Source organism: Pseudactinotalea sp. Z1732, assembly GCF_049724975.1.
Lineage (GTDB): Bacteria > Actinomycetota > Actinomycetes > Actinomycetales > Beutenbergiaceae > CALKWS01.
In genome coordinates this window covers 117847-134648 of the sequence record NZ_JBMPQC010000003.1, presented here as the reverse complement: position 1 = coordinate 134648, position 16802 = coordinate 117847, and the positions used below count along the sequence as shown (strand labels likewise).

Here is a 16802-nt window from a genome sequence, read left to right as displayed (position 1 = left end):
CCGGCCTTGCCCCCGGTTGGGGAGCCGTTGCTGACATATACCGCGCGGCGACGGTGGCAGGACGTGGTTCGGCGACCGGATGGGGGCTACACCTACCGGTGCTATACCGCGGCGGACTTCGAGATCGACGCCGACTTGACGTCGGTGACGGCATATCCGTTCGAGGGAGCCGACCCGGAACTGTCCGTGGTGCTGCTGGCCGGCTCGGTGCTGTCGTTCATTCTGCACATGCGAGGCCACGCGGTCCTGCACGCCAGCGCCGTGCAGGTGCGTGATGAGGCGATCGCATGTGTCGGGTTCTCCGGGATGGGTAAATCCACCGTCGCGACCCTGCTGTGCGCTGCCGGTGGCGCACTCATCACCGACGACGTCCTGCGGGTCGACTTCGATGAGGGCAAGGCACTGGCCCGGCTAGGTGCGACCGAGCTGCGACTGCGCAAGGGTGCCGAAGCGCTCTCGACGAGATTCACCGTCCCGCTGGCACGTAGGGAGACGGTCGATGCTCGCCAGGTCCTCAGCCCCCCGGAGCGGGCCACCGACCGGATGCCGCTGCGGGCGATCCTCATCCCGATCCCCGACCGGGAGGCCGACGAGGTCCGACTCCATCGTCTCTCCGGGGCGATGTCAGTGATCGAGTTGTTGCGGTTTCCACGTCTGCTGGGGTGGCAGGACCGCCGGATTCTGGCGCAACTGACTGAGAACGCCGCTGCGGTGGCCGGTAGAGTCCCGGTCTTCCGTGCGCAGATCCCGTGGGGGCCCCCCTTCGCCGACGATCTCGGCTCGCGGGTCCTGAGTGCTGTGGACGCGGGTACTGCCTTGGCCCGCGCCTGATCCCGGGATCGTGGCAATGTGCCGCGCCAGGCCAGATACGCTTGTCTCGTTCCGGGATCCGACGGCGGGTCGTGAGGAACTGACGCGGAAGGTAGCGAACCAATGAAGTTGCGCATGGACGATCTGACCTGGCAGGAGATCGACGGGGAGTTGGTGATCCTTGACCTGCAGGGCTCGGTCTACCTGACCACCAACGCCGCTGGGGCCTTCTTGACGAAGTTGCTCACCGAGGAACGGTCGGAGGGTGAGCTCACTGATGCCCTGATTGCCGAGTACCGGATTGATCGGGAGACGGCCGAGCGGGACGTCGACGCCTTCGTTGCCCAGTTGAAAGACCAGGATCTCCTCGCCTGAACCAGTCCCCGGATGAGGGCGGCGGGGTCGATTCCGTCGACGGAACCACGACGGCTCTCCGCATGACTCGGGGCGCGGCGAGCGGGCCACCCAGAGCCAGCGCAGCGCACGTGACGGCACCGGTGAGCAGCACAGAGGCGACGACGTCACTGGGGCGGTGCGCGTGCGCGACCACGGACGCCAGGCTAGCCGTCGCCAGCAGGACGCCTGCGACGACGATGGGCCAGCGCGCGCGGGAGGGCCAGAGGATCATGATGGCGACCGCCAGAGCAGCGCTGAGGGAGACATGCCCGGAGGGCAGGGTGTTCATCACAAAGGCGTGATCACCCAGATAGGGCCGGTCGAAGACCTCATCGCGCAGCCACAGGGACGCTACGGGGGTGGCCGCCGCGACGGTTAGCGCGGCGGCGACCCGGTGCCAGTCCCGCGCTCTGAGCGCCAGCGATACCAGGACCAGGCAGGCCACGAGAAGCGGCACGTGCAAGTTGGAGCGGAGGGCGCCGCTGAGCCCGCCGCCGTGATTCAGCCCATGCGACCATCGGTACACGGTCACATCGACGACCTGGCCGGTATGCGTCCGAACCGCCACCGTGTACAGCCCCAGCAGCGCACCTGCGAACAGGATCGAGAGCCCAGCGGCCCAGTACCGAAACCGGGTCTCGAACGGCCGCACTCGCGCTGCGTGGCGGCCTTCGTCGACCATTCCTCACTCCCAGCGGTTGTGTACCCCCGAGAGTTCACGCGATGTGATCCGGCCAGCCTACAAGAGGCGCGTCCTGGTGGACAGCGCCTTCGAGCGGCTTTGTGGCTTGGCGGCCTCGCGGCCTGTCGGTATTCAGCCTCCCACGCTGCGCCATACCTCCGCGTGCCCCTTCGCACTGCGCTCCCAGGTGAACGGGGCAGCGTGCCTGCGCCCAGCAGCGACGTACCGGTCCCGGGGAAAGTCGGACCCGAGCACGTAGTCCAGTCCTTCGGCGATCTCAGCGCCGGTGGTGCCCACCATGACACCTGCCTCAGCAGCCACCTCAGTAAGCGAACTGGTCGCAGCCACCACGACCGGAGCCCCCGCGGCCATCGCCTCCAGGGCGGGCAGGCCGAACCCCTCATGATGTGACGGCACCACGACGGCCTGCGCCCCGGACATCAGTGGGGGCAGCACGTTCTCAGGAAGACGACCAACGCGGATCGCCCGGGGCAGGTCTCCGAAGAGATGGTCCCGGCGCGGGTGCTGTGGGCCCGACAGCACCAGTGAGACATCGGGGTGGCTGCCGTGAAGCAGGTCCCACGCTGCGGCCAGTCCCTCGAGGTTCTTTCGCGCCGCGGCCCCTCCGGCGTGCAGCAGGTAGCGTCCATCGATGCCCAGAGCAGCGAGTTCGGCAGAGGTCAGTGGTTCGGCACCGCGGAACCGGTCATCCACCCCGTTGTGCACCACGTGCAGGCGATCCACACCGAACCTCTCGGCAATGTCCTCGGCGGTGTAGCGCGAGACGCAGATCACCGCTGCGGCAGCCCGAAGCTCCTCGGCGGCAGCGGCGACCGGCTGACCCTCGTCGGGGTAGCGCCACGCAACGGTGTCGTGCATGGTCAGCACCTCGTGCCTCGCCGGCGGCAGCTCCAGTTCCATCCGGTGCAGCAATGCATCGCGCGGGTAGACCACGCTGCCGATGGCGCGGCGCTCGCGGCGCCCGGCGTGACGCAGTCTGCCGAAGGGCAGACGGGCGGTCCCGGGTAGCGGGGAGCGCAGCGAGCGCGCGATGAACCGATCAACCGTCCATCCCCCGCCCGTGGCTTCGAGCGCCTCAGCGGCGCGGGCCGCGACCTCTTCCTGGTACACCTGGGCCCCCATAGGCGCCGACGTCGCCGTCGTCGCAATGACCAGACGCTGCATCGGCGCTCCCCTTCCTCGGATGGCCTCGCCGCCACCGCGATCACTGTATCGGGCGGACTGCGACAAATAGCTGGGAGTTCCCCGATCGTGACCGACTCACAAGGTACTCTGGGCCGTACTTCCAGGAAAGGCGTGCCATGGCTCGACGCGCGTGGATTCTCGGGGGAAGTGTCGTCGCGGTCGTGGGACTTGTGGCGGGAACCGTGCTGGTTGTCACCGGCGGGAACACCGAGCCCGCTGCCCAGCATCCGGCTCCTGATCTCACGCCGGTATGCGGTTTCGAAGGACGCCTGGTGGAAAAGATCACCGCCGACCGGCCGAGCGATGAGGAACCGTTCGCACCCGAGTACTGGACCGTGAGCCCGGGTGAAGGCGGGGTGTGGGGAATCGCGGCCACTTCCGAGGCGATCCTGGTCGAAGGAGAGGGAGCAGACGGCGAGACCATCCTGGAGCGATTCGACCATGATGGTCGCAGCCTGGACACGACCCTGTTTGAGCACGAACGTGACCAACCGCGGCACAACAACGGCTCGCCCGCCGTGTCCCCGGATGGGGCGGTCTATGCAATCGACACCTACGACGGGCGCCGCCAGGTCGCCCAACTCGACGCTGACGGCAGTACCTCGTCGTCGTTCGAGGTGCCACCCGGTGCGGAGAGCACCGGGCATCCGCTGGACCTCAAGGGCATCCACTGGGTCGCGGATCTCGGCGGGGCGCCAGCGCTCCTGATCGGCGAGGGAGAACGCACGGTGCACGGGTTCCGCGAGAATGGTGACTACCTCGGCGTGCTGCCGGGCCTCCCAGACACCCTCTTGGGGTCGGTGGGCAACACGAGCGTCGCCGGTCTCACCGTTGATGGCGGCACCGCCCACCTTCGCGTCCACGATCTCGCCACGGGCGCCACGGTGCTGCACGTGCCCTTCAGCCTGGCTGACCGTGAGTTCGCTGTCTCCGGCCCCCCACGCATCGAACGGCCGCGCGGAGTTACCCCTGGCCCGCGGGGAGAGGGGTTCCTGGTGGCGAGTGCCGATGGGATCCAATGGGTCGACGCCCACGGGGTACGCCAGGGCTTCTGGATGAACGGCAGCGGGGGGATGACCTTGGCGGAGGCCGGTCGCCTGATCGAGCGGGACGGACACTACTGGGTGCTGTCCTTCCTCGAGGGGGAATACCGGGTGCTGTCGTTGAGCAGCGAGGAGATGCAGGCGATGCTGCTGGGCCCGGTGGAGCCGAAGGCCTCCCGGGAGGCGTCCCTGGCGCGACTGGGAATCGGCATCGGACCGACCACGGATAGGCCGTTCAACCATTTCGACGCCGGGGAAGTCCCCGAGGTCTTCATCGAGACGGAGGAGGGTTGGGGAGTCAGCGACGCAGGGAACTCGGAACTGCAACTGCACTACACCGTCACCGGTGATCCGACGCTGGCGGAGCCTGTCGTGCAGGAGCAGCGCCGGGCCGAGATTCCCCTCGGCGGCGGCCGCAGTGCACTGGAGTTACCGGAGCGCCGACCCGGGGTGTACGAGGTGAGTCTGTGGCTCGTCGAGCCCGGCAGCACCGAGCCGCTGTCGGGTGCCTGCCTGCGTTACAGCATCAGCCCAGAGGCGTCCCCGCTCCGTCTGGGGACGCTGAGCGATGGTGCCGACTGGGGCGGGCCGGGGCCGTTACGCGGCGTGGAGATCGCCGCACGGTTGGGCATCGGCAGCCATCGAGTGCAACTGGACTTCGCGTCCCTGGTGCCCGACCCGGCTGCTGAACCCTCGCCGTCGGGCATCAGGTGGCAAGGCTTGCCCGGCGCGGGGGAGGAGGACGACGACGCCGGCGCCTTTGGCCAGCTCCGTGCAGCCGCGCAGGTTGCCACCCAGGAAGGGGTGGATCTCATCGTCCAGCTCGGCCAGAACGGTGAAGCTGAGCGTGCCGCAGTGGATTCGGGTACCTGGGAGGGGTGGTCGGAGTACATCGTGGCCGGCGTGGCCGAACAGGTGCCCGAGATCATCCTGTGGTCGCCGTGGAACGAGCCGAACATGGCATTCGACGATGGCGCCGAGTACGCCGAAGACGTTGAGATCCCGTTTGCGTTGGCGGCGCACCGGGCTAATCCCGGGGCCCAGGTGCTGGCGGGAAACAGCCTGGGATTCGCCTTCGACTGGTGGCGTTCGGCAGCGACCACGAACCTCTGTGAGCATGTCGATGCCATCGCGGTCCACCCGTACACCGGCTGGAACCGATCCTGGGAGGAGGAGGGCTTCATCCAGGAGGGCTCGGGTTTCGACGAGTTACGGGACGCCCTCGGTCCGGAGTGTGCGGCGCTGCCGGTCTGGGACACCGAAACCGGCTGGACCTCCGATGGCGCACTGTCGCTGTGGTCCCAGGGTGCGAACGTGGCGCGCAAACTTCTCTGGTACACCCGTGAGGACCTGGCGGGGTGGACGTACTTCTTCAGTGAGGGCGGGTGGGGCGAGTTCAACCTGAGTTGGTCGCTCATTCAGCACCAGTCGTACGTCAAGCCGGGCGCACTGGCGTTCGCCACCACCTCGAGGCTGTTGGCGGACTCAGGCGCACCCGAGGTCGTCGAGACGCCCATACCGTTCAGTCACGCGATGCGGCTGGGCGGTGCGGTGGAGACCGTAGCCATCTGGACCGATGGGATGCGGCTGGAGGCGGTGGCTCGAACCGATGCGGCCGAACTCACCGTCATTGACCATTACGGCCACGAGCGATCACTCCCGGTCGAGGACGGCCGGGTCACGGTCACCCTGACCGGTGCGCCCCAGTTCTTCGTTGCCTCTGCCGGGACGATCGAGTTCCAGCCGGTGGAGGAGTTCGGCCCCGACGTCCTGGTCGGCGCAGAGGTCCAACCGAGTTCGACTCATGAGGAGGCAGACCCTCAGGTCATCACATCGGGGACGGTGAACCCGCACCGGCCATGGCGCTCCGGGCGGGTCGGTGGGGCGGTGGACCCGAGCCCGCATGTGGATATCGCATTGGAGGAGCCCACCGTGATCGACCGGGTCGCGGTGGCCAGCGGCAGTATCGTCTGCTGCGAGGCCGGCCTGCGCGACTACACGGTGTCGGTGCAGACCCCCGACGAGCAGTGGGTGGAGGTCGCGCAGGTCGAGGACCAGTTCTGGGATCGGGTGGTGTTGGTTGAATTCGACCCGGTCGAGGCAGTGTCCATCCGAATCGAGGTGCCGTGGCGGACCATTCGCGGGGTGGAGATGCTCAGCGTGAACTACACCGACCTGGCCGGTGGTCACCCACCGCCGTTCATGGGGTTGCAGACGGAGAGTGACTACGTGGTGTCAATCGCCGCTGTGTCGGCGTGGGAGCCTGCTCGGTGACCGAGGACGGCTCGGACCGTCGGCGCCCACTCGATCCAGCACCGCCTGATAGCGGTTGGATACCGCATCCCATGTGAACGGGCCGAAGGCGGCGCTCCCGGCACGAGCGAGGTGCGCCGCGCCGACCGGGTCGCCGAGCAGGGACAGCATCGCGGTGCTGAGTGCCGCGGCGTCGAACGGATCCACGAGCAGGCCGTTCACCGTGTCCTGGACGAACTCCGCGGCGCCACCGCGGGAGGTGGCGATGACGGGCGCTCCGGCCCGCCAACCTTCGAGGATCGCGATCCCGAAAGCCTCGACGTGGCTGGGCACCACCAGCATCTCGGCGTGCTGGAGCAGTTGGTGGACCTGCCCGGCCGAGAGTCGGCCGAGGAGTCTGACCTGCTGGGTCAGGCCATGCCGGTCCGTGAGCTCCTCGAGGCGTTGGCGGTCCGGCCCGTCGCCCGCGATCACCAGACCCACGTCGCCGTTTTCTGCGGCGACGGGGGCGAAGGCTGCGATGAGCTCACCGAATCCCTTGTTCGGTACCAGGCGCCCGACTGCGGCGATGAAGCGGGGGGGAAGCGGCGGCATCGTCGCCGGACGGGGCGGGGCGCGGTCGACGCCATTGAAAACGATGTGCACGGGCGGTGTTCGAGCGGCGAACCTGAGTAGATCATCGGCAGCGAACCGGGAGCAGGCGGTGATCGCGCTGGAGCGCCTGATCCCAGCCGCCAGTGCTCGACGGATCAGCCTGGAGGAGGTGAAGATGTCGTCGGCGTCGCCGGACGTCTCGCCGTGAGCGCTGTACACCAGCGGGATGCCGGAGAACCTGGAGAGGACGGTGGCGTAGACGCCGTTCGGCCCGAAGCACTGGACGTTGAGGATCTGCGGGCGGTCGGTCCTGACCGCGCGCCGCCATGCCCTGATTGCCGCCGGGAGCCTGCGCAGGAACTTCACGAGGCTGCCGAGGTCGCGGGCGGGAAGTGGACAGGGCAGGTAGCGCAGCGGAATCCCGTCGACCGACGAGGGCACCTCATCGCCCTGGTCGACCGCCCAGATAGTCACCTCGTACCCCCGGTCCCGCAGGCCCCGGGAGACTTCGAGGACGTGGCGCTCGACCCCACCGAATCGAGGCAGGAACGAACTGACGATGAGGGCAACCCGGTTCATGGCCCGCCACCTCGGCTCGCGGTCACGGTGTGGCCAACAGGTCGATCAGGGTCTCCGACACCATGTGCCGGCCCCTCCGGGTCAGCCGGGAGATCCGTTCGTGGGTGACTGCCAGGGCTGCCTCGTCCGCCAGGTAGTCCACGAGGAACCGTGCGGCGCGCCGCCCGCCACGGCGTACATCCCGGCCGGCGACGAGCAGTCCCGTCGCCTCGATCTGGGAGTACAACTCGGCCCTCTTGTCCCGTCGCGCACCGGCCGAGCCGGAGTTCACCGACCACGTGCCGGGCTCGTCCAGCACAGCGATGGTGGGGATACCCATCCGCCAGGCGTTGATAGCGAGGTGGTAGGTATCGGTGAGGACCACATCGCACTGGGCCAACTGCGTGATGAGTTCGTCGAAGGAACGCTGTGCCGGCCCGAGGCGCACACCCCGCCCCACCTCGCTCAGGGTCCGCGCCCGCAGAGCCCATGACGGCGAGCGTTCCCGATGCTCCAGTCCCGGCCAGGCGGCGCGGAAACGCCGGCGGTCGTCGATGGGCCAGAACCCGGGCTCATGACCCCAGGGCAGCCAGACTGGCCGTAGGCCGGTCTGCGTGGTGAGCGCTCTGCCCAGTTGCGCCAGTGCCTCCGGCGGCAGGGCCGAGCGCCCGAAGAACACCCCCAGGTTCCCCGCGGGGCGATGCCTGACCTCAGGCTCCCAGAGGAACGCCGCGTCGGTGCCCTTGCTGAGCCGTTCGTCCGAGGCGCGCGCGAGTTGGGACACCCAAGCCGAGTACGTGTCGCGGAACCAGACCCGGCGGGCGCGCGATAGGAAGGCGTCGAGTGCCGGGCCGTACTCGCCGGCGTAGTCAGCGGGAGTGTTGAAACTCAACGTGGTGCCGTAGGAGATCACTCGGGACAGATGCTCATCCGCCACCCCGCGAAGCAGCAGGGTCCGGTACACGTGGTCCCGTGCCTCGGCCACGTCGCTGATCAGCCCCGTCTTGTTGGTGAGGATGTCGACGTTGGACTCCACATAGAAGGCCATGTGCAGGAAGTCGCCCCAGTAGACCACTGCATCGGCATCGAGGAACTCATCGAATCGCCCACGCAGGTTCTGATAGGTGATCTGGGTGCTGTCGTCCAGGAAGTCGCCATCCGCTGTCGGCTGTGAGCCGCCGACGGGTGTGATCCACTCGCTTTGATCCCACAAGCGCCAGTACTGCACACGCTCGAGACCCAGTCGCTTCGCCACCGAGCCGAAGGCCAGGTCTACGCTCGTCATTCCGGCGTTCGGTGCCGCGGGGGGTGCGCACAGCACGTTCACCGTCTTCTCGCGACCCACCCGCGTCATGCTGGACCTCCTGATTCGGGCCGGGGAACAGGTCGGCCGGCCGGGTCCTGCTTGCCCGCGCGTGTGTGCCACACCGCAACCCCACGATAGTCGATCCGCACCCCTTCTAAGGCCGATCGCGAAGGATGTTCGAGCGGGCTGGGGCTGATCCTCATGCCTGCCGAGAAACGCCGACAACCCACCGAAAGCCGCAGGTGCGGCAACTAGGATCGCCTTATGGTAATTGCCTGGTCTCGATGTACCCGGGGCGGAACGGCCCCCCTGGAGTCGATTCAGCAACGCGCCCAGAACCTCGAGTATGGATAGCCCTCCCGCGGTGGGTGATGAGCCCGGATCGGACGACGTCGATCCCGCAGCGGGCGTCGAGCCTCCCGCACCAGACGTCGGGTTCGCTGCGGAGACCGCTCAACCGCAATTCTCCCGGGGACAACTGCAACGATTCGCGGTCCGAGGCGCCTACTGGACGTTCCTGCACACCCTGATCTCGCTGCCGATCGCGTTTGCGGTCAACATCGTCCTCGCTCGCACGCTCGGCGCGGTCGACTACGGCCGGTTGGCGTACCTGACCTCGATCATGGCCATCGTCGGGAGCATCATCTCGATGGGTGTGGGAACTGGGGCGGTCCAGTACGGCGCGAAAGCGCACGCCACGGGACGAGGGCAGGAGGTCAAGGACCTGTTGTCCACCTCGCAGGCCATCCGGATGTTGACGGCCGCGCCGGTCATGACCTTGGTCGTGGTCAGTATCGCCGAAGTCGGTCCGGTGCTGCTGCTGGTGGCCGTGCTGTTCGGGGTCTTCCTACCCTCTGTGCTGGGCAACGCGACCTACTGCTTCGCCATCGAGAACAAGACCGCCGAGGGCGCCAAGCACGCCATGATCGTCAACCTGCTGACGCAAGGAGCGGTCCTCGTGGCGATATTCACCGCCCAGACCGCAGACGCGGTCTGGGGAGCGCGGTTGGTGATGGGTGGAATCGGTGCGGCTCTCGCGATGTTCTGGGTCGCACCCGCCTACCGCAGGGCAGTGCTGCGGCCGCGGCTACGTCGCCTCCCGAAAGGCTTCTGGCGGTTCACACTGCCTGCCGGCGCCGCCGCCGCAGTGGGCGCCATGGTCATGTCCCGGGTCGAGGTGATCGTCCTGACCTGGATGTCCGCAATGGAGGCGGCCGGGATCTTCGCGCTCGCGTTTGGTCTGGCGGTGCATTTGTTCAGCCCGGCCCAGTCGTTGGTGGGACCACTCATCCCGGCGGTCTCCGGATTGCACGAGGTCGACCGGCCCGCGGTGGCGCGGGCCCTGACCCGGACACTACGCGCCTCCTCGACCGCATTGGCCCTCATTGTGGCGGGCCTGGTGCCGTTCTTTGCGTTCCTGACCCCGGTGCTCTATGGAGAGGAGTTCCGGGAGGCCTCCGAGGTGTTGCTCGCGCTGGGGATCGCCGGCGCATTGGTGGTGATCGTCGGTCCGCTGAAGGCATTCATCATGGCCCGGCTCCACGGTGTTCGACTGCTGGTGTTCAACGTGGTCGCCCTGGCGGTCAACATCACCTTAATGCTGATCCTGGTGCCCCATCTGGGGGTCTGGGGTGCGGTCATTGGTAACGCGGGCGCCGCGCTGACGCAGATCGTCCTGGTGCTGGGCGGTGAAGCCCGCATGCTCCGGCTCACCTTCGGTCAGGCCCTGGCGGGGATCGCGCCGTACCTCCTGGGCGCATTGGTCAGCGTCACGGTGTGGTTCGCGGTATCGGCGCTGGAGTGGAACCCGGTTCCTTCGGCCATCACAGCAGTGGGTACGGGTCTGGTCCTGCTCGTGGTTGCACTGCGACTCCTCCGGGTGGGCCTGACTTCGGCTGACACCGAAGTGATCGTGACAGCCCTTCCCAAGCCCGTGCGCGGCGTGGGTCGCTTCATGCTGAACCTGTGTGCGGGCGCGCGGATGACCGAACTGTGAAGGACCGGCCCGGCGGGGAACCCGGCAGAAGCCAAGACGGTGGGCGTGTGCCGGGGGATGAACTTCTCCGCGTGTTGCCATGGGCCACGGTTGTTCGAGCAGTTGGAGGAGAGCCGACCAGACCCAGATCGAAGGACGCGGTGCCGGGTCTGTACTTCTACGACAACGACGGCGTGGCCATAGCCCGGGGACTGCCTCCCTCGCCACGCGGGCAGTACCAGATCACCGACGTTACGAGGCCTACCTGGACGAGGCCGCCTGCGCGGAGACGCGGACAACTGAGTGACGACGCCCTGGAACCTCCCGCCCAACCGTTGCGGAAGTACGCAGAATGTCTGCTGGATCTGCTGACGATCGCGGCCGAGGAACGTGGCCTGCAACGGGCTCAGCCCGAACCGCACTGAACCACCTGTTCCCGGACCAGGTCTCGGCGCCCAAACCCCGGGCGGACGTCCTGTGGCCGGACTACTCTGAAGCGTCTGGTGGTAAGGAGGCGCCGGTGCTTATCCAACTTCGCGGAAGCGGCCAGCACTATGCCTGGGGGTCGACCACCGCCATTCCTGACCTCCTCGGCTGCCCGCCCGACGGGCGCCCGCTGGCGGAACTGTGGTTCGGCGCCCATCCGGCGGCGCCCTCCAGGCTGGCTCCGGGCGGTGCCCTGGACCTACGGGAGCATCTGGACACCGATTCGGGGCGGGAACAGTTAGGGGAGCAGGTGCTGGCACGGTTCGGCCCGCACCTGCCCTACCTGCTCAAACTCATCGCTCCTGTGGCGCCACTGTCGCTGCAGGTGCACCCCAACCTCGAGCAGGCACGAGCCGGGTTCGACAGGGAGGAGGCCGCCGGCATCGCGCGTGAGGCGCCCGAGCGGCTCTACCCCGACCCGAACCACAAACCCGAGTTGCTCTACGCCCTGACCGAATTCCGGGCGCTGTCCGGGTTCCGCACCCCCCGCCGAGCACTGGAACTGGTCAACGGCTTGGATGTGGTGTTAGCCGATCGATTGGCGCAGATCCTGCAGACCGACCCCACCGCCCATGGCGTACGCCGGGCCGTCACGATGCTTCTCACTCCGGGCGAGGTCAGGGCCGAGGAGGTGAGCGCCGTCGTCGATGCCTGCGCGCAGCGCATGGGGACCCGGGGTGCCTCGTTGCGCATCGACCGCACCGTTGCCCGCCTCGGACAGGCCTACCCCGGTGACCCGGGCGCCGTCGTCGCGCTGCTGATGAACCCGGTGCTGCTCCAGCCCGGGGAAGCGATGTTCGTCCCGGCGGGGTCTCCGCACGCCTACCTGGACGGCCTGGGCGTGGAGGTGATGGCGAACTCCAACAACGTCTTGCGTGCCGGATTGACGCCCAAGCACATCGACCCGGAAGGCTTGCTGGAGGTGCTCGACTGCGTCGCTGCTCCGCCCGTGCGTATCGCGCCGGAGGTCGTCGGTCGCACCCGGGTGTTCTATGCCCCGGTGGAGGACTTCGAATTGTCGGTGACCACGCTGACCGACGAAGGCTGGACGGACTTTCCCGGCCACGGACCGCGGTTGGTGCTCGTCATCTCCGGAGCGGGTCGATTCCGCACCAGCGAGTCTGAAACGGTTGAGGCTGGGGCTGGCGACGCATTCTTCGTTCCCGCCACCGCCGAGCCGGTGCGGGCTATGGGCAGGGCGGAAGTGGTGCAGGCCACCGTTCCCTGACTGCCGACGGCGTACGTGGGCCCGGGTGATGATGGTCAAGGCCGGGCAGTACCCGCACGAGAGGTAGCGCGAGCCCGCGGGTTCGGCAGGAGGGTCGGGAAGGTATCAGGGGGAGTCCAGCAACCCCAGGAGATAGTCGCCGTAGGTGGACTTGCGAAGCGGCTCCGCGCGTTCGCGCAGTTCCTCATCGCTCAGGAAGCCCCGCCGCCACGCCACTTCCTCCGGCGCCCCGATCTTCAATCCCTGCCGGTGCTCGATCGTGCGGACGTAGTCCGAAGCGGCGAGCAGTGAGTCGAAGGTACCGGTGTCCAGCCAGGCGGTACCCCGCGGCAGGACGTGGACCTGGAGCGATCCCTGGCTGAGGTAGGTGCGGTTGACGTCGGTGATCTCGTACTCGCCCCTGGCGGAGGGCTCCAGGTTCCGGGCGATCTCGATGACGTCGTTGTCGTAGAAGTACAAGCCCGGCACCGCATAGTTCGACTTGGGACGAGCAGGCTTCTCCTCCAGGGAGAGCGCCCGGCCGTCCTCGTCGAACTCCACCACCCCGTAGGCCGTGGGATCGGAAACCCGATAGGCGAAGACAGCGCCGCCCTCGACTCCTTCGAAGCGGCCCAGCTGGGAGCCGAGTCCGGGCCCGTAGAAGATGTTGTCGCCCAGGACGAGGGAGACGTTCTGATCGCCGATGAAGTCGGCACCGAGGACGAACGCTTGCGCCAAGCCGTTCGGTTCGGGCTGAACCGCGTAGGCAATGCTGATACCGAACTGCGAGCCATCCCCGAGCAGCCTGTGGAACTGGTCGGCGTCGTGCGGGGTGGTGATGACCAGGACATCCCGGATCCCAGCCAGGATCAGCGTGCTCAGTGGGTAGTAGATCATCGGCTTGTCGTACACCGGGACGAGTTGTTTGCTGACTCCCAAGGTGATCGGATGCAGGCGTGTGCCGGACCCGCCGGCCAGGATGATTCCGCGCATGTGTTCAGTGTTCCGTATGTGGATCGGTGGTGTCCTTCGTACTGACAGCGAAGTTGGACGGAGTCCGGAGGTCCCCACCTGCTCCTCCGCAGGTGCTCGACGCAGGCGCGTACGCCCGCGACTCGCGCCGGGGTGAGCGCCGATCATCGCGCCTTGGTGCTCCTGGGACCAAGTCGAGGCCGGCCCGTCAGTGGTAGCGGGTGATCCGCTTCCTCACCCCGGTTCACCCTCCTCGCCCTGCGGGTTCACCCTCATGTTGGCTCGGATTCACCCTCAAAACGTGACGACGCGCACCCGCAGCACTAACGGAGGCAATAGAATCAGTCAAGGATCGTTGGCGGAGTGTCTGCCGGCGGTTCGATGTGAGTGGAGCGTGTCGCGCATGCATCGGTTCAAAGGAATAGACCGCGGTAGCAGTGGGCCACATGTGGCCCACGGGATGGCGCGCCGCAAGTTTCCGGACGAACCGAAACTGCCGCCATGGTCGGAGAGGGGCGGTTGAGCGCGGAATGAGAGCGTAAAGATGTTCTTCGGACTGGGCAATAACCCTTGCTTTACGGTCAAGGGCGGCAGATCATAGCAGAGAGTGACCTTGTTTGCAGGGTCGCGAGCGAACGAGGAACACATGAGTATCGGGGGTAGGACCATCACAACATCGGCAGCAACGGCCCGGAATCGGCGGTCTGCTTCGGCGGACCGGCCGCGGGCACGGTGCTGCTCGGAATCGCCGGCACCACGGCAATCAGGGGTGTGCTGAATGTCCACTCTTGGCACGGCCTCGAACGTCTTCGGTCGGTTGCCGCGGGTGACCGAACCCGCGATGGTCAGCGACATCGCACTGAAGACGCTCCAGCAGGCCCAACCGTTGACGGTGCTACGAGCCGCGCGCGGCTTCGGAAAGACCGCGGTGCTGGTGTACTGGTTGCGCAACTACACCGACGCGGCCACGGCTGTGTACTTGTCCTTGGACGACCGCAGCAACACCGAAGCCGACTTCTGGGCCGTCCTCGAGAGGGCATTGCGCGGTGCCGGCGTGCTCCCCGAAGGGACCGGTGCGCATGAGGCGCGCAGCAGGGTGCTCGATGGGATCAGCGCGCTGCGCCAGCCGCTGCGCCTGGTGCTGGACAACTTCCACGAGGCCGGGTTGACCGAGGGTGCTACCCAGATCGACGACGACCTGATCGAACTGGTGCGCAACAACGACCAGTTCTACCTGGTGGCCGCCGGGCGTACCCTCCGGACGCTCGAGACGATGGGGAGCCTGTCGGTCGATGGCAGCATCGTTGGTCCCTCCGATCTACGCACGCGTCCTGAACAGGTGCAGCAACTGGCTGCCATGGCCGGCCTGGACTTCTCCTGGGAACAGGCCCAACAGATCAGCACCGATTTCGGCGGCTGGCCGGCGGCGATTCGGGCCGGTTTGCGGGGCGCCACCGTCGAGGGCGGTATCGACGAGCAGTTGATCCAGGGGTACATCGGCGCGATGGTCCTGGACCTGCGGTTCAGCGATATTCGCACCTTTCTGCTGCGCACCGCGGTTCCGGCTTGGTTCGACATCGACATGCTCCGGGTGATCACCCCCAAGACGGAGGACGGCACTTCGGAGCAGGATGCCGCCGCGATACTCGCCCACATCCGGAACACCGGCCTGCTCTGGGAGGATCGGGACAAAGGTGCCGTCCGATATGGCTATCCGGCTGCGATTCGCCGGGCACTGCTGCAGGTGATGACCGAGGCCGCGCCGGACATCGGGCGGCAGGTGCACCGGGCGTTACTGACCGCCCCCGGTGCCGAGGAGGACCCCGGTGAGGCGTTGACGCACGCCGTCAATGCCCAGGAGTGGTCCACCGCGTTGGACGTCATCGACCGACAGTGGTTCCACTTGCTCACCGAAGCGCCGCAGACTCTGGTCGAGGCCATACACCACCTCCCGATGCCGCACGGTCAGCACGACCCCTGGATCCGCGTGGCCCGCCAGCACCTTGCGGCGATGCACGAGCGCCTGGTCAGCGGACACACCTGGGTCGTGCCCGAGGCACTGCTCAGCCGTTCCGGCGTGATCAGTGAGGCAGGCGGCGCTGCCGACCCTGCCGACGCGGAGTCCATCGTGCTGATCCAGTGGGGTGTGGCCGCGATGCTGAGCGGCCACCACGACGCCGCGATCTACGCCTTCGGTCAGGCACGTGAACTCGGTCTGGACGGTGGCACGAAGGCGACCACGTTGGGTGCATCCGGTGTCGCCCTGGTGCACGCGCTGGCCGGCGAGCCGGACCTCGCGCGCACCGCCCTGCAGGACGCCGCGTTGCAGCCGTACCTCGCCGATGGTCACGTCGTTGATCCCAGTGACCTGGCTGGCGTCGCCGTGCGGCTCGCGGAGGCGTTGATCGCGGTGGACGCAGGCGCGCCGGACGCGTCGTTGCGCGTGGCCGCGATCGTCGAGCCACGCCACCGCACCGAGTTGTGGGTGGTGGGGGAGTTCGCGCGTGCCCACTATGCCGCCTTCGCCGATGACCCCGAGGAGGTTTTCCGCCAAGCCAACAAGTTGCGGGCAGCGCTGCGGCACGTGCCCAGGAACTCCCTTGCGGACGCGGTGCTGCAAAGCGTGCTGGTCGAACTGCTGTTGATCGCCCGGATGATCGGCGTAGCCGGTGAGGTCGCCGACCACCTCGGGGACAATGCCATCGGCTGGTCCGCTCAGGCGAAAGTGCACAACGCCCGACAGGACTACCGCCAGGCCGTCGAACTGGCCAGGCGCGCACTCTCGGCCCCGGGTAGTTCGCTGCGCTCGCAATTGGAATCCATGGTGATCATTGCCAGTGCCCTGCACGCCATGAACTCCCAGAGCGAGGCGCGCAAGGCCTTCCAGAGCGCCGTTCGCCTGGCCCGGGCGACCGGGCAGCGCCGCCCCTTCCAACTGATGCACAGGTACGTGTTCGACATGCTCGCCGACGGTGTGCCCGGCGCCCACGGGTTGTGGCCGGGCACCAACCCGAACGCGGTCAAGGCCGATGTGGCCGATGTGGCGGACTTGCCGACGCTGACCATGCGGGAGGCGCAGATCCTGCGGGCGCTGGAGCGGCACGCAGGGCCGGTCGGGATCGGCCGATCCCTCAACCTGTCGGCCAACACCATCAAGACCCATCTGCGCTCGATCTACCGCAAACTTGGTGTCGCGAGCCGAAACGAGGCACTGGAAGTCGCCGGCCGGGGTGGCATCCACGCCGAGCACGAAGGCTGATCGCGGTTGATGCCCATGCTCCAGCAAGAAGCACCAACCCCCCAGCCACCCCGCC

General features: G+C 67.5%; 11 protein-coding genes and 1 pseudogene. 7 read left to right on the top strand and 5 right to left on the bottom strand.

What is annotated here, in order from left to right:
* Window positions 1–63 precede the first annotated feature (63 nt).
* Both ACPL7H_RS07865 and ACPL7H_RS07860 read left to right on the top strand, forming a co-directional pair.
* On the top strand, window positions 64–831 hold the full coding sequence (locus ACPL7H_RS07865) for a hypothetical protein (RefSeq protein WP_424796440.1): 768 nt from the start codon (window positions 64–66) through the stop codon (window positions 829–831).
* Between the two features lie 102 nt (window positions 832–933).
* Window positions 934–1185, top strand: a complete 252-nt coding sequence (locus tag ACPL7H_RS07860) for a PqqD family protein (RefSeq protein WP_424796439.1) — start codon at window positions 934–936, stop codon at window positions 1183–1185.
* On the opposite strand, the gene ACPL7H_RS07855 is transcribed toward ACPL7H_RS07860, so the two are convergent.
* Both ACPL7H_RS07855 and ACPL7H_RS07850 read right to left on the bottom strand, forming a co-directional pair.
* On the bottom strand, window positions 1082–1495 hold the full coding sequence (locus tag ACPL7H_RS07855; protein ID WP_424796653.1) for a phosphatase PAP2 family protein: 414 nt from the start codon (window positions 1493–1495) through the stop codon (window positions 1082–1084). The two genes, ACPL7H_RS07860 and ACPL7H_RS07855, sit on opposite strands and share 104 nt — an antisense overlap.
* Window positions 1496–2020: 525 nt before the next feature.
* The gene (locus ACPL7H_RS07850) at window positions 2021–3073 is read right to left on the bottom strand and encodes a glycosyltransferase (protein ID WP_424796438.1); all 1053 of its coding nucleotides are present in this window, start codon (window positions 3071–3073) and stop codon (window positions 2021–2023) included.
* Window positions 3074–3366: 293 nt separating this feature from the next.
* Here ACPL7H_RS07850 and ACPL7H_RS07845 point away from each other — a divergent pair, with 293 nt between their 5' ends.
* Window positions 3367–6411 (top strand): hypothetical protein, encoded by a 3045-nt coding sequence (locus ACPL7H_RS07845; protein ID WP_424796437.1) that lies wholly within the window; start codon window positions 3367–3369, stop codon window positions 6409–6411.
* Here the strand turns inward: ACPL7H_RS07845 and ACPL7H_RS07840 are convergent.
* The gene (locus tag ACPL7H_RS07840; protein ID WP_424796436.1) at window positions 6373–7563 is read right to left on the bottom strand and encodes a glycosyltransferase family 4 protein; all 1191 of its coding nucleotides are present in this window, start codon (window positions 7561–7563) and stop codon (window positions 6373–6375) included. The genes ACPL7H_RS07845 and ACPL7H_RS07840 overlap by 39 nt on opposite strands.
* A 22-nt stretch (window positions 7564–7585) precedes the next feature.
* Window positions 7586–8896 carry a polysaccharide pyruvyl transferase family protein gene (locus tag ACPL7H_RS07835; RefSeq protein ID WP_424796435.1) on the bottom strand — a complete coding sequence of 437 codons (1311 nt, stop codon included), beginning with the start codon at window positions 8894–8896 and terminating at the stop codon, window positions 7586–7588.
* 298 nt (window positions 8897–9194) lie between these two features.
* Here ACPL7H_RS07835 and ACPL7H_RS07830 point away from each other — a divergent pair, with 298 nt between their 5' ends.
* The 3 genes and pseudogenes from ACPL7H_RS07830 (at window position 9195) to manA (ending at window position 12537) form a co-directional block, all read left to right on the top strand.
* Window positions 9195–10844 (top strand): oligosaccharide flippase family protein, encoded by a 1650-nt coding sequence (locus ACPL7H_RS07830; protein WP_424796434.1) that lies wholly within the window; start codon window positions 9195–9197, stop codon window positions 10842–10844.
* 110 nt (window positions 10845–10954) lie between these two features.
* Window positions 10955–11083: pseudogene (locus ACPL7H_RS07825) on the top strand (glucose-1-phosphate thymidylyltransferase); the annotation flags it as partial.
* 260 nt (window positions 11084–11343) lie between these two features.
* Window positions 11344–12537: a mannose-6-phosphate isomerase, class I gene (manA, locus tag ACPL7H_RS07820; protein WP_424796433.1), complete on the top strand. Its 1194-nt coding sequence runs from the start codon at window positions 11344–11346 to the stop codon at window positions 12535–12537.
* Between the two features lie 105 nt (window positions 12538–12642).
* Here manA and rfbA read toward each other — a convergent pair whose 3' ends face one another.
* Window positions 12643–13509, bottom strand: coding sequence for a glucose-1-phosphate thymidylyltransferase RfbA (gene rfbA / locus ACPL7H_RS07815; RefSeq protein WP_424796432.1), 867 nt, complete (start codon window positions 13507–13509; stop codon window positions 12643–12645).
* Window positions 13510–14266: 757 nt separating this feature from the next.
* On the opposite strand from rfbA, the gene ACPL7H_RS07810 reads away from it, so the two are divergent.
* Window positions 14267–16747, top strand: a complete 2481-nt coding sequence (locus ACPL7H_RS07810) for a LuxR C-terminal-related transcriptional regulator (protein ID WP_424796431.1) — start codon at window positions 14267–14269, stop codon at window positions 16745–16747.
* Window positions 16748–16802 lie beyond the last annotated feature (55 nt).